Source organism: Faecalicatena contorta (assembly GCF_021531995.1).
GTDB classification, from domain to species: Bacteria; Bacillota; Clostridia; order Lachnospirales; family Lachnospiraceae; genus Dorea_A; species Dorea_A contorta_A.
This window is the reverse complement of sequence record NZ_JAFBIZ010000091.1, coordinates 1-12730: the sequence shown is the minus strand read 5'-3', so window position 1 is coordinate 12730 and position 12730 is coordinate 1. Positions and strand designations below refer to the sequence as shown.

At 44.0% G+C, this 12730-nt stretch carries 12 protein-coding genes; 11 read left to right on the top strand and 1 reads right to left on the bottom strand.

Going from position 1 to position 12730, the window contains the following annotated elements; translation table 11 throughout:
- Positions 1 to 194: 194 nt before the first annotated feature.
- Positions 195 to 443 (bottom strand): TIGR03905 family TSCPD domain-containing protein, encoded by a 249-nt coding sequence (locus JQM82_RS11645; protein ID WP_235250506.1) that lies wholly within the window; start codon positions 441 to 443, stop codon positions 195 to 197.
- A gap of 170 nt (positions 444 to 613) precedes the next feature.
- On the opposite strand from JQM82_RS11645, the gene JQM82_RS11640 reads away from it, so the two are divergent.
- The 11 genes from JQM82_RS11640 (at position 614) to JQM82_RS11590 (ending at position 12687) form a co-directional block, all read left to right on the top strand.
- The gene (locus JQM82_RS11640) at positions 614 to 1306 is read left to right on the top strand and encodes a 5'-methylthioadenosine/adenosylhomocysteine nucleosidase (RefSeq protein ID WP_235250505.1); all 693 of its coding nucleotides are present in this window, start codon (positions 614 to 616) and stop codon (positions 1304 to 1306) included.
- Positions 1307 to 1447: 141 nt separating this feature from the next.
- Complete coding sequence (locus tag JQM82_RS11635) at positions 1448 to 2236, top strand: hypothetical protein (protein ID WP_235250504.1); 789 nt, start codon at positions 1448 to 1450, stop codon at positions 2234 to 2236.
- A 103-nt stretch (positions 2237 to 2339) separates the two neighbouring features.
- A complete protein-coding gene (locus tag JQM82_RS11630; RefSeq protein ID WP_235250503.1) occupies positions 2340 to 3761 on the top strand; it encodes an aminotransferase class I/II-fold pyridoxal phosphate-dependent enzyme in 1422 nt (473 codons plus the stop codon).
- On the top strand, positions 3754 to 4341 hold the full coding sequence (locus JQM82_RS11625; protein ID WP_235250502.1) for a guanylate kinase: 588 nt from the start codon (positions 3754 to 3756) through the stop codon (positions 4339 to 4341). The genes JQM82_RS11630 and JQM82_RS11625 overlap by 8 nt, the downstream gene beginning before the upstream one ends.
- A complete protein-coding gene (gene holB, locus JQM82_RS11620; protein WP_235250501.1) occupies positions 4328 to 5317 on the top strand; it encodes a DNA polymerase III subunit delta' in 990 nt (329 codons plus the stop codon). Before JQM82_RS11625 ends, holB begins: the two co-directional genes overlap by 14 nt.
- A 4-nt stretch (positions 5318 to 5321) precedes the next feature.
- Entirely contained in the window at positions 5322 to 6233 is a 912-nt protein-coding gene (locus tag JQM82_RS11615) for a PSP1 domain-containing protein (RefSeq protein ID WP_235250499.1), read from the top strand.
- Positions 6223 to 6993 (top strand): tRNA1(Val) (adenine(37)-N6)-methyltransferase, encoded by a 771-nt coding sequence (locus tag JQM82_RS11610; RefSeq protein WP_235250498.1) that lies wholly within the window; start codon positions 6223 to 6225, stop codon positions 6991 to 6993. Before JQM82_RS11615 ends, JQM82_RS11610 begins: the two co-directional genes overlap by 11 nt.
- Before the next feature lie 10 nt (positions 6994 to 7003).
- Complete coding sequence (gene rsmI / locus JQM82_RS11605) at positions 7004 to 7846, top strand: 16S rRNA (cytidine(1402)-2'-O)-methyltransferase (protein WP_235250497.1); 843 nt, start codon at positions 7004 to 7006, stop codon at positions 7844 to 7846.
- A 170-nt stretch (positions 7847 to 8016) separates the two neighbouring features.
- The gene (locus JQM82_RS11600; protein WP_235250496.1) at positions 8017 to 9129 is read left to right on the top strand and encodes an ABC transporter ATP-binding protein; all 1113 of its coding nucleotides are present in this window, start codon (positions 8017 to 8019) and stop codon (positions 9127 to 9129) included.
- A 179-nt stretch (positions 9130 to 9308) separates the two neighbouring features.
- Positions 9309 to 10394: a PucR family transcriptional regulator gene (locus tag JQM82_RS11595; RefSeq protein ID WP_235250495.1), complete on the top strand. Its 1086-nt coding sequence runs from the start codon at positions 9309 to 9311 to the stop codon at positions 10392 to 10394.
- A gap of 13 nt (positions 10395 to 10407) precedes the next feature.
- The gene (locus tag JQM82_RS11590; RefSeq protein ID WP_235250494.1) at positions 10408 to 12687 is read left to right on the top strand and encodes a hydratase; all 2280 of its coding nucleotides are present in this window, start codon (positions 10408 to 10410) and stop codon (positions 12685 to 12687) included.
- Positions 12688 to 12730: the final 43 nt, after the last annotated feature.

Here is a 12730-nt window from a genome sequence, read left to right as displayed (position 1 = left end):
ACCATCAAGATTATTAAAAAATAACGCACTAAAAATCATCATTTATGAATGAGTATAAAGAAAAAGGATTCATCGTACAGTAAGACTGCCAAATTTCTATGAGGACGTAGATTTGTTAGACAGTCTGACGCACGGTGGTGTGAGAGGACGGCGGTTGAGCACCGCCTCCTACTCGATTTTATCATAGATCTTGATTATTTCTGCTGACTGGCTGCGATTTTCAGAGCTTTTGCCAGCTGGTCCGGACAGGAAGTGGTCTTGTATCCACAGGTGATTCCTTCCATGCGGGAGATGGCTTCCTGCACGTTCATGCCTTTTACCAGGCTGGAGATGCCTTTGGTGTTGCCGTTACAGCCGCCGATAAATTCTACGTTTTTGATGGTGTCTCCGTCGAGCTCAACGCGAATGAGCTGAGAGCAGACGCCGGTTGGTCTATAATCCATGTGATGATCCTCCTTTGTTTGTAATGCTTGGTGCTTTCGTGTTTGTCACAATGTCAATATGCATTATAGCAGAGAATGAAAAGGTTTTCCAGAGAAATTCATTAGTTGTCACCAGTCGTTTTTTCGTCTATAATTGAGCTATGATTGTGAGATAAGGAGGATTCGGATAGATGATAGGTATTATAGGAGCGATGGAGGAAGAAGTCGTATCTCTGAAAGAGGAAATGGATGTCCGGGAGATTGTTGAGAAGGCCGGTATGATGTTTTGTAAGGGGACATTGTGCGGTAAAGAGGTAGTCGTTGTAAGAAGTGGGGTTGGAAAGGTCAATGCAGGAATCTGTGCACAGATTCTGGTAGATCTTTTCCAGGTGGATCTGCTGATCAATACCGGTATTGCAGGATCACTGGATGCAAGAATCGATATTGGAGATATGGTTATTTCAACAGATGCGCTTCAGCATGACATGGATGCATCCGTATTTGGAGATCCGATCGGTCAGATCCCAAGACTGGATACGTTTTCATTTCCGGCGGATGAAGCGCTTGTAAGAAAGGCGATTCGGGCAAATGAAAAGGCGAATCCGGATATTCATACATTTACGGGAAGGATCGCAAGTGGAGATCAGTTCATCTCTTCCAAAGAGGTGAAGGATCGGATCGTAGAGAATTTCCATCCGCTGTGTGTGGAGATGGAAGGTGCGGCGATCGCGCAGGCAGCATACCTGAACAAAGTTTCGTATGTCATAATTCGTGCCATTTCGGACAAAGCTGACAACAGTGCGTGCATGGATTATCCAACGTTTGAAAAGAAGGCAATCGCCCACAGTGTAAGGCTTATGAAAGAACTTCTGTTGATGATCTGATAAAAAAGAAGAAAACAAAAGATGTAAAATATTACAGGATCTGCCGGTATTCTACAGGAATGATGCAGAATCTGTAGAACGGTTTTTGAGCTCTCCTTTGGAATTTCAAGTATAATTCAAAGCAAAAGGAGGGCTTTTATTATGTTAAAAATGTTAGTAGACAAACATGTATTGTTTGTGCTCATGGGAATCCTGACTATTTTGGGAGTGGTAAGTAAGTGTATTGCAAATGTAACTTTGAACCGGCTGGTGCGTGCTGCGGGAAATATGAATAAAACGACGCATCCGTTTATACGGCTGGTGCGTGCGAAATTTGAGCATGCCTGTATGGTCAGTGATAAAGTGGAAAATGTCGGGGTGTTTGTGGACAAGTTTCTGTATGAGTACAAAACGATGGGTATGCGTCTGTACAGCTGGCGCAGAGCGGAAAAGATTTCCGCTGGATTGTGTCTTCTTACAGGCGTATCCGGCGCATTTCTGGAATATCAGGTTCATGGAATGTCGGACGCAGTGATCAGAACAGGGGCAGCAGGAGGGATCCTTGCGGTGTTGATCTATCTGCTTCACCTGACAACGGATGAGGAGTATCGCCTTCGGGCAGCGAAGAATTATATGGTGGATTATCTGGAAAATGTGTGTCTTCACAAGTATGAGAAGGCGAATCAAAAGGAGTTGAAAGTAATGACTCCGGATATGCCGGCGGCAGAGTTTGGAGTTATGCCGGAAGAAGAGGTTCAAAAATTGCCGGAACCGGAACCTGTGGCTGTGAAGGAGACATCTCCTGTGAAACCGCTGGTTACGGAGATACAGCAGGAAGATGTCCAGAAAAAAGAAGGAAGAGATTTCAGAAAATCTGCAGAAAAACAGGAAGTGAAAGATCAGGAACGGGACGTACTTATCCGGCAGATTCTGGAGGAGTTTATGGCTTGATTAAACTATCTCGATTTGATAAAATATCAATGATATGTTTTTATACAATATACAGTTAAGAAGAGCATTATTTTGAACAAAAAGATAACAGCCAGGAGCAGCAATGAGCACTTTATACGAGAAATTAAGAACATACAGCCATTCTGATTATTATGGTTTTCATATGCCGGGGCATAAGCGCAACCTGGATCTCATGCCGGGAACTTCGCCGTATGCGATTGATATTACGGAGATAGACGGATTTGATGATCTGCATCATGCAGAGGGAATTCTTCTGGAGGCGCAAAGACGTGCCGCTGAGGTTTATCATGCGGAAGAGACCCATTTCCTTATTAATGGAAGTACGGTAGGGATTCTCAGTGCTATTGCCGGTGTAACACAAAAGGGAGATACGATACTTGTGGCAAGGAATTGCCACAAGTCTGTGTATCATGCGATCTACATGAACGAGCTGAATCCGGTATACTTATATCCACGTTTTGATGAGAGGGTTCAGTTGAATACCGAAATATCTGCAGAGGATGTGCAGAGAGCCCTGAAAGGGCACCCACAGATCCGGGCGGTTGTGATTGTATCACCGACATACGATGGAGTTGTGTCGGATGTGGCTGCGATTGCGGCAGTGGTACATGAAAAAGGACTGCCTCTGATTGTGGATGAAGCACATGGGGCTCATTTTGGTTTTCATGAGGCATTTCCGGTCAGGGCTAATGAACTTGGTGCAGATATTGTGATCAACAGTCTTCATAAAACATTGCCGGCTTTGACGCAGACGGCTCTTTTGCATATAAACGGAACGATTGCAGACCGGGAAAGAGTGCGTAGATATCTGGACATGCTGCAGAGCAGCAGTCCTTCCTATGTTCTGATGGCGGGAATTGATGCCTGTGTGGAGCTGATATCCCGGGGACAGGAAGTAATCTTTCCTCCATATGTAAAGCGGCTGAGAGAACTTCGCGACAGACTGCAGACACTGGAGCATCTGAATCTGGTGGAAACAGAACATTATGATATTTCAAAGATTGTGATCTCTGTAAGGAATGCGGATATAACAAGTCACGAATTGTATCGAATGCTTCTGAATGATTATCATCTTCAGATGGAAATGGTTGCCGGAACATATGTGCTTGCGATGACCAGCGTAGGAGATACGGATGAAGGAATCGGTCGGCTTGCGGAGGCGGTTCTGGAGCTCGATCAAAAATGCGGACGCAGAGCAGAGACGTTGCGGTATCCGCTTAATGGAAGGCAGCCGGTACTTCCGAAAGTATACGGAAGTGCAGAACTTGAAAGATGTATAAAAACGGCGGAAAGAAAGACGATAAAAACAGTTTCCTGGGGACAGAGTGCAGGCTGCATCTCCATGGAATCGGCATATCTGTACCCTCCGGGAAGTCCGCTTATCGTGCCGGGAGAGCGAATTACAAAAGAGGCGGTTGATCTGCTTGAATGGTACAGAGACAATGAATTTGTCATAGAGGGTCTGAAAATGAATGATTGCATAGAGGTGTGGACAGATGGGTAAGATATATTATATGATGGGAAAAAGTTCTTCGGGAAAAGATACCATATATAAAGAGCTGCTTGAAAGGATGCCGATGCTTGGAACCCTGATACTGTACACAACCAGACCGAAAAGAGAAGGGGAACAGAATGGAGTGGAATATTTCTTCATATCTGACGAAGAGATGGAGATTTTTCGACGAGAAGGAAAGATTATTGAACTTCGTACATATCATACCGTGTACGGTGACTGGAAATATGCTACAATAGATGATGGGCAGATGAATCTGGACGATTCTGATTATCTGATGATCGGGACTCTGGAGTCGTACTGTAAGACAAAAGCATATTATGGGGAAGAGCATCTGATACCGATATATATAGAGGTGGAAGATGGAGAGAGACTGCTCCGGGCGATCAAAAGGGAGCAGCAGCAGGATGCTCCGGGATATGCAGAAGTCTGTAGAAGATTTCTGGCAGATCAGCAGGATTTTTCAGAGGATCATCTGAGAGAAGCCGGAATTACAAAACGATACAACAACGATGATAAGATACGATGTATAGAAGAGATCATAGGAGAGATACAACATGGGAAGCTTTAAAGACGTGGTTGGTCACAAAGACATAATTAATTATATCAGAAATGCAGTTTTGAATGACAAGGTATCGCATGCTTATATATTAAACGGTGAGAGAGGTTCTGGAAAAAAACTGCTTGCAAATCTGTTTGCAATGACACTCTTGTGTGAACAGGGCGGGCAGGATCCATGTAATCGATGCCACTCCTGCAAGCAGGCAGAGAGCGGCAATCATCCGGATATCATCCGTGTGACGCATGAGAAGCCAAACAGTATCAGTGTAGATGATATTCGTACGCAGGTGAATAATACGGTAGATATCAAGCCGTATCAGGGGCCGTATAAAGTATACATTATTCCACAGGCAGACCTGATGACACCACAGGCACAGAATGCACTGTTAAAAACGATCGAGGAACCGCCGGCGTATGCGGTATTTCTCCTGCTTACAGAGAATGCGGAGACGCTTCTTGCGACGATCAATTCCAGGTGTGTTATGCTGAAACTTCGCAATATCAAGGACACGCTGATCAAAAGATATCTGATGGAGAACCTTCAGATCCCGGATTATAAAGCGGATGTGTGTACTGCATTTGCGCAGGGAAATATGGGTCGTGCCATTATGCTTGCCAATTCCGAGCATTTCAATGAGATCAGGGAAGAAGCAGTTCAGCTGCTGAAATATATTCATGAGATGGAATTGAATGAGATTGTAAGTGCTGTAAAGAATATTACAGTGTATAAATTAGAAATTGTGGATTATCTGGATATCATTATGATCTGGTATCGGGATGTCCTGTTATATAAAGCAACCAAAGATGTCGATAAAGTCGTGTTTAAAGACCAGATGACTTATATTAAAGAACAGGCAAGAAAGAGCTCCTATGAGGGGATTGAACTGATCCTTAAGAGCCTTGAGAATGCAAAGAGCAGGTTAAGGGCCAATGTAAACTTTGACCTGGTTATGGAGCTTCTGTTCCTGACGATAAAGGAGAATTAATCATATGACAAGAGTAATAGGTGTGAGATTCAGACCTGCGGGCAAGATCTATTTCTTTGCCCCGGGAAAGCTGGACATTAAGACAGGTGATAAAGTAATCGTAGAGACTGCAAGAGGCGTAGAATATGGTTCTGTTGTTACAGGACCGAAGGATGTGGAAGATGAACGGATTACACCGCCGCTCAAATCAGTCATCCGGATCGCTACGGCAGAGGACGAGAAAAAGGAAGAAAAAAACAGGGAAAAAGAGAAGGAAGCATTTAAGATCTGCCTGGAAAAGATTCACAAGCATGGTCTGGAGATGAAACTGATCGATGCAGAGTATACATTTGACAATAATAAAGTATTGTTTTACTTTACGGCAGACGGAAGAATTGATTTCCGTGAACTGGTAAAGGATCTTGCAAGTGTATTTCGTACCAGAATTGAACTTCGGCAGATCGGAGTACGTGATGAGACAAAGATTCGTGGAGGAATCGGAATCTGTGGGCGTCCATTGTGCTGCCATACGTATCTGTCAGAATTTGCGCCGGTATCGATCAAGATGGCCAAGGAACAGAATCTGTCTCTGAATCCGACGAAGATATCAGGGGTATGTGGAAGGCTGATGTGTTGTCTGACGAATGAGGAAGAGACGTATGAAGAGCTGAACAGTCATCTGCCGACGACAGGTGATCATGTAACAACTCCGGAGGGGCTTAAGGGGGATGTTCATTCGGTCAATGTTCTGCGTCAGCTGGTCAAGGTTATTGTGACGCTGGATAATGATGAGAAGGAAATCCGCGAATATAAGGCCTCTGAACTTAAATTTAAGTCCAGAAGAAAGAAAAAAGATGTAAAACTGACAAAAGAAGAGCTTAAGGAACTGAAGGCGTTAGAGGAGAAGAATGGAGCGTCAAAATTAGATGATGAATAGAACGTCCGGAAGAGACAGGAAAATATACCTGAAAGAAGAAGAACGTCTGGATGATCTGCAGATCAAAGGATATGAGATTATTCAAAGTCCGGGGAGATTCTGTTTTGGTATGGATGCTGTGCTGCTGTCTTCATTTGCAAAAGTAAAAAAGAATGAAAAAGCGCTGGATCTGGGCACCGGGACGGGAATCCTTCCGATACTTCTTGAGGCAAAAAATCAGGGCCTGCATTATACAGGACTGGAAATTCAGGAAGAAAGCGCGAAGATGGCAAGAAGAAGCGTAAGCTATAATGAACTGGACGATAAGATTGCTATCGTTATAGGAGATATTAAAGAGGCAGCCTCTATATTCGGAGCGGCCTCTTTTGAGGTCATTACGACGAATCCGCCGTATATGATCGGAGATCATGGATTGAAGAATCAGAATGAAGCTCTGTATATTGCCCGGCATGAGGTGCTGTGTACATTAGACGATATCTTAAGAGAGAGCACAAAGATACTGAAAGTAAAAGGAAGATTCTACATGGTACACCGTCCATTCCGTCTGCCGGAGATCATGACGAAGATGTGTGCATACGGAATTGAGCCGAAGCGCATGCGTCTTGTGTACCCCTATGAGGATAAAGAACCCAACATGGTTCTGATTGAGGGGATGAAGGGCGGCAATCCGAGAATGCAGGTGGAACCACCTCTGATCGTATATCGCAAAGATGGAACCTATACAGAAGAATTATTGAAGATGTATACAACATTTCAGTAGGAGGAATATTATGCCGGGTACATTATATTTATGCGCGACACCAATCGGGAATCTGGAAGATATGACGTTTCGTGCAGTTCGGATATTAAAGGAAGTGGATCTGATCGCAGCGGAAGATACGCGCAACAGCATGAAACTGCTGAACCATTTTGAAATCAAGACGCCGATGACCAGTTATCACGAATATAATAAGATTGAAAAGGGGCATAAGCTGGTAGAGCGACTGCTGGAGGGGCAGGATATTGCACTGATTACAGATGCCGGTATGCCGGGAATCTCTGATCCGGGAGAGGAACTGGTGAGCATGTGTCAGGAGGCAGGTGTGCCGGTAACGGCAGTGCCGGGTGCATGTGCCTGTGTGACTGCACTTACGATATCAGGGCTTCCCACCAGGAGATTCGCATTTGAGGCATTTCTTCCGACTGATAAAAAGGAACGGCAGATAATTCTTGACGAATTAAAAGATGAGACAAGGACGATGGTGATCTATGAGGCACCGCATCGTCTCAGAAAAACGCTTTTGCTTTTGGGAGAGGCCCTTGGAAACCGCAGAATCAGCATCTGCAGGGAATTGACCAAAAAGCATGAAACGGTATATGCGACAACAATAGAAGAAGCGTGTGCCTATTACGAGACACAGGAGCCGAAAGGGGAATGTGTGATGGTTATAGAGGGAAAGAGCAGAGAAGAAATTCGCAGGGAAGAAAGAGCCGGATGGGAAAAAATGAGTATTCCAGAACACATGGAACATTATATGAGTCAGGGGATGGATAAAAAGACGGCGATGAAGCAGGTGGCAAAGGACCGGGGGGTAGGAAAAAGGGATATCTATCAGGCGCTGTTAGAGGAGTAACGCTGGTTCATGCAAGTCTGTCACAGTGTCTTGGTCAACTTGTATAGAATTTTTGAAAAAAATTGTTCAACTTGGGTATACCCTCGGTTGAACTTTTTTTATATACTGTATAGCAGAACGAAACAGATGGCGTTAATACGTAATGATTTATATTAGGAGGAACAGGAACAATGGCAAGTTTATCACTGAAGCACATTAACAAAACATATCCAAACGGATTTGAAGCGGTTAAAGATTTCAACCTTGAAATTCAAGATAAAGAATTTATCATCTTCGTAGGACCATCAGGATGTGGAAAATCTACAACACTTCGTATGGTTGCAGGTCTGGAAGAGATTTCTTCCGGTGAACTGAAGATTGGAGATAAGGTTGTAAATGACGTAGAACCAAAGGACAGAGATATCGCAATGGTATTCCAGAACTACGCTCTGTATCCACATATGACAGTATACGATAACATGGCATTTGGTCTGAAGTTAAGAAAAGTACCAAAGGATGAGATCGATAAGATGGTTCGTGAAGCCGCTAAGATTCTGGATTTGGAACCATTGTTGGATCGTAAGCCAAAGGCTTTGTCAGGTGGACAGAGACAGCGTGTTGCTATGGGACGTGCTATCGTACGTAATCCTAAGGTATTCCTTATGGATGAGCCTCTTTCAAACCTGGATGCAAAACTTCGTGGACAGATGCGTGTTGAGATCTCCAGATTACATCAGAGATTAGGTACAACAATTATCTACGTTACACATGACCAGACAGAAGCTATGACACTGGGAACCAGAATCGTAGTTATGAATGCTGGTGTTGTTCAGCAGGTAGATACACCTCAGACACTGTATGATCGTCCGTGCAACCTGTTCGTTGCAGGATTCATCGGATCTCCACAGATGAACTTTGTAGATGCAACATGTAAGGTTGTTGGCGACAAGGTATACCTGGTAGCAGGACCTTCAGAGATCGAACTTCCACCAGCAAAAGCTAAGAAGCTGATCGAAGGCGGATATGCAGGAAAGACAGTTGTACTTGGAATTCGTCCAGAGGATGTACATGATGAGCAGATGTTCATCGAAGCATCTCCGAATACTGTAATCGAAGCTAAGATCCGTGTATACGAAATGCTTGGTGCAGAAGTATTCTTATACTTCGATTATGAAGGATCCAGCATGACAGCCAGAGTTGATCCTAGAACATCCGCAAGAACAGGTGATACTGTTAAATTTGCACTGGATGCTGAAAAGATTCATGTATTTGACAAAGAGACAGAACTTACAATTACAAACTAAGATATATGCAATGAGGCCAGACGCAGATGCGTCTGGCCTTTTCGGTGTATAGACGGAACCGGATTCCGAAAACACAGGGCTGGCAATTTTTTCTTGTCGTATAAATTTTATCTGGTATAATGTATGCATAGCATTCGTAAAAGTTATGGAATGTGACATAGAGAACAGGAGGTTGGAACGTGTTATCGAATCAAATACTGCATAAGGCGCTGCAGGATATTAAGAATATCGCTGGATGTGATTGCGCGGTCTGGGATGCAGAAGGGATCTGTGTGGTCATGACCAGTGAAAAGATGACGGAGTACAGCAACAGTGCTGCTGAAGCCTGGGAGAAAGCCGGAACGATAGAAGAGCTGATTCGGGAAGATCTGGGAATGTTTCCGGTTTATGATGATGATGAGCTGGTCTATGTACTGGGGCTTAAAGGAGCCGGTGCACAGACACAGATGGCGGGAAGAATGGGAGCCAGTCAGATCAGGAACCTTCTGTTTGCGTACAAGGAAAGAATGGATAAGAATCGATTTATTCAGAACCTGCTGCTGGACAATCTGCTGCTGGTTGACATTTATAATCAGGCCAAAAAAATGAAGGTTCCGGTGGAGGCAAGAAGAACGGTATTTGTAGTGGAGCCTAAAAATGAAGAAGACAGTCTGGTTCTGGAAACGTTAAAAGGATTATATGCAGTCGGAACAAAGGATTTTGTTACGGCTGTTGATGAGGGACATACGATTATCGTGAAATCGCTTCAGCCAACAGATGGATACCCGCAGCTGCATCAGATGGCTAGAGAACTTGTGGATACCTTGAATGCAGAAGCAATGGTAAGCGTCAGGGTTGCTTTTGGCACGATTGTTGATGAGCTGAAAGATGTATCCAAATCTTATAAAGAAGCGGATATGGCACTTGAAGTAGGAAGAGTATTCTATACAGAGAAGAAGATTCTGGCATATAATGAACTGGGAATCGGAAGACTGATCCACCAGCTTCCGTCTTCGCTTTGTGAGATGTTCCTGAAAGAAGTATTTGAAGGCGGAGAAGTGAATCATTTTGAAGAGGAAGAACTGACAACCGTATATACTTTTTTTGACAACAATCTGAATATATCTGAGACGGCAAGAAGATTATATGTTCATCGGAATACGCTGGTATACAGGTTGGAAAAGATTCAGAAAAAAACGGGATTAGATGTCAGAGTGTTTGAAGATGCATTGACATTTAAGATAGCCATGATGGTGGCAGATCACATGAAATATATGAAAGATTAGGAGGAGACAAGACATGGTGAAATTATACGACAAGGGAGTCTATCTGCTGAATGGAACAGAAATTGTTGAATGTCCGCAGGAGGTTGCTGCGAAAACAGGAAAAGAAGTGTCACAGGAGGAAGCAGCGAAGAATACGATGGCATATCATATTCTGGCGGACCACAATACTTCCGGTAACATGGAAAGATTACAGATTAAGTTTGACAAACTGACTTCTCATGATATTACATTTGTAGGGATTATCCAGACGGCGAGAGCATCAGGATTAGAGAAATTTCCAATTCCATATGTGCTGACAAACTGTCACAACTCTCTGTGTGCGGTTGGCGGAACCATTAATGAAGATGATCACATGTTTGGTCTTACCTGTGCGAAAAAATATGGCGGAATCTATGTTCCTCCGCACCAGGCAGTCATTCACCAGTTTGCACGCGAGATGCTTGCGGGAGGCGGCAAGATGATTCTGGGTTCTGACAGTCATACCCGCTATGGTGCACTTGGTACAATGGCGATGGGCGAAGGCGGTCCGGAGCTTGTAAAACAGCTGTTGAATAAGACCTATGATATCAAGATGCCAGGGGTAGTGGGAATCTATCTTGACGGCGAGCCAATGAAGGGTGTCGGCCCGCAGGATGTCGCACTCGCAATTATTGGGGCAACGTTTAAAAACGGTTATGTGAATAATAAGGTTATGGAATTTGTGGGTCCGGGCGTTGGTAAACTGAGTGCGGACTTCCGTATTGGTATTGATGTTATGACAACAGAGACTACCTGTCTGTCTTCTATCTGGAAAACGGACGAGAAGATTCAGGAATTCTATGAGATTCACGGAAGAGCAGAAGATTATAAAGAGCTGAATCCTGGAGCAGTTACTTATTATGATGGCATGGTATATGTCGACTTAAGTGAGATCAGGCCGATGATCGCGATGCCGTTCCATCCGTCTAATGTATATACTATAGATGAGGTAAATGCAAATCTGGAGGATATTCTTCATGATGTAGAGCAGAAAGCGCTGGTAAGTCTGGATGGAGCAGTTGATTATTCCCTGCAGAGTAAGGTAGTAAATGGAAAATTATATGTGGATCAGGGAATCATTGCGGGATGTGCCGGTGGTGGATTTGAGAATATCTGTGCGGCAGCAGATATTATTAAGGGACACTATATTGGCTCTGATGAATTTACCTTCAGTGTATATCCGGCAAGTACACCGGTCTATATGGAACTGGTGAAGAACGGAGCGGTTGCGGATCTGATGGAAGCGGGAACAATTGTGAAAACTGCATTCTGCGGACCTTGCTTTGGGGCAGGAGATACACCGGCCAACAATGCTTTTTCTATTCGCCATTCAACACGTAACTTCCCGAACCGTGAAGGATCCAAGCTGCAGAGCGGACAGATTGCATCTGTTGCACTTATGGATGCACGTTCTATTGCGGCAACTGCTGCGAATAAAGGCTTCCTCACACCTGCAACAGCAATGGATGTAGAATATAAAGGACGCAAATATCATTTTGATCAGAATATCTATGCCAACCGTGTATTTGACAGTAAGGGTGTGGCTGATCCGTCTGTTGAGATCAAATTTGGTCCGAATATCAAGGACTGGCCGGCAATGCCGGCGCTGGCAGAGAATCTGCTTCTGAAAGTCGTATCTGAGATTCACGATCCGGTAACGACAACGGATGAATTGATTCCTTCCGGAGAGACATCTTCTTATCGCTCTAATCCTCTGGGATTGGCAGAATTCGCATTGTCCAGAAAAGATCCGGCATATGTAGGACGTGCAAAAGAAGTTCAGAAAGCGGAAAAAGCAATTGAAGCAGGGCAGTGTCCGCTGGAGGTTCTGGAAGAGCTGAAGCCGGTTATGGAAAAAGTAAATGCGGTTTATCCGGAGATCGGAAAGGGTAATCTGGGAATCGGAAGTACCATTTTTGCTGTAAAACCAGGCGACGGTTCCGCAAGAGAGCAGGCGGCTTCCTGCCAGAAAGTGCTTGGTGGATGGGCAAATATTGCCAATGAATACGCAACAAAAAGATATCGCTCTAATCTGATCAACTGGGGAATGCTTCCATTTATTACAGAGGAAGATCATGAGCATCTGAGTTTCAAAAACGGAGACTACATCCTTGTGCCTGAGATCAGAAAAGCAGTGGAAGCAAAAGTATCCGAGATCAATGCATATGTGGTTGGAGATGAACTGAAAGAAATCAAATTAAAACTTGGTGATATGACGGATGCAGAGAGAGAGATTATCTTAAAAGGATGTCTGATCAATTATTACAGAGGATAAAGGATAACATTAGGGCTGCGATAAAAGCATCGCAGCCTTTTTT

Bases quoted from the DNA above. Each gene is read 5' to 3' on its own strand.
- JQM82_RS11645 (WP_235250506.1), bottom strand. From the start codon at position 443: ATGGATTATAGACCAACCGGCGTCTGCTCTCAGCTCATTCGCGTTGAG.
- JQM82_RS11640 (WP_235250505.1), top strand. From the start codon at position 614: ATGATAGGTATTATAGGAGCGATGGAGGAAGAAGTCGTATCTCTGAAA.
- JQM82_RS11635 (WP_235250504.1), top strand. From the start codon at position 1,448: ATGTTAAAAATGTTAGTAGACAAACATGTATTGTTTGTGCTCATGGGA.
- JQM82_RS11630 (WP_235250503.1), top strand. From the start codon at position 2,340: ATGAGCACTTTATACGAGAAATTAAGAACATACAGCCATTCTGATTAT.
- JQM82_RS11625 (WP_235250502.1), top strand. From the start codon at position 3,754: ATGGGTAAGATATATTATATGATGGGAAAAAGTTCTTCGGGAAAAGAT.
- holB (WP_235250501.1), top strand. From the start codon at position 4,328: ATGGGAAGCTTTAAAGACGTGGTTGGTCACAAAGACATAATTAATTAT.
- JQM82_RS11615 (WP_235250499.1), top strand. From the start codon at position 5,322: ATGACAAGAGTAATAGGTGTGAGATTCAGACCTGCGGGCAAGATCTAT.
- JQM82_RS11610 (WP_235250498.1), top strand. From the start codon at position 6,223: ATGATGAATAGAACGTCCGGAAGAGACAGGAAAATATACCTGAAAGAA.
- rsmI (WP_235250497.1), top strand. From the start codon at position 7,004: ATGCCGGGTACATTATATTTATGCGCGACACCAATCGGGAATCTGGAA.
- JQM82_RS11600 (WP_235250496.1), top strand. From the start codon at position 8,017: ATGGCAAGTTTATCACTGAAGCACATTAACAAAACATATCCAAACGGA.
- JQM82_RS11590 (WP_235250494.1), top strand. From the start codon at position 10,408: ATGGTGAAATTATACGACAAGGGAGTCTATCTGCTGAATGGAACAGAA.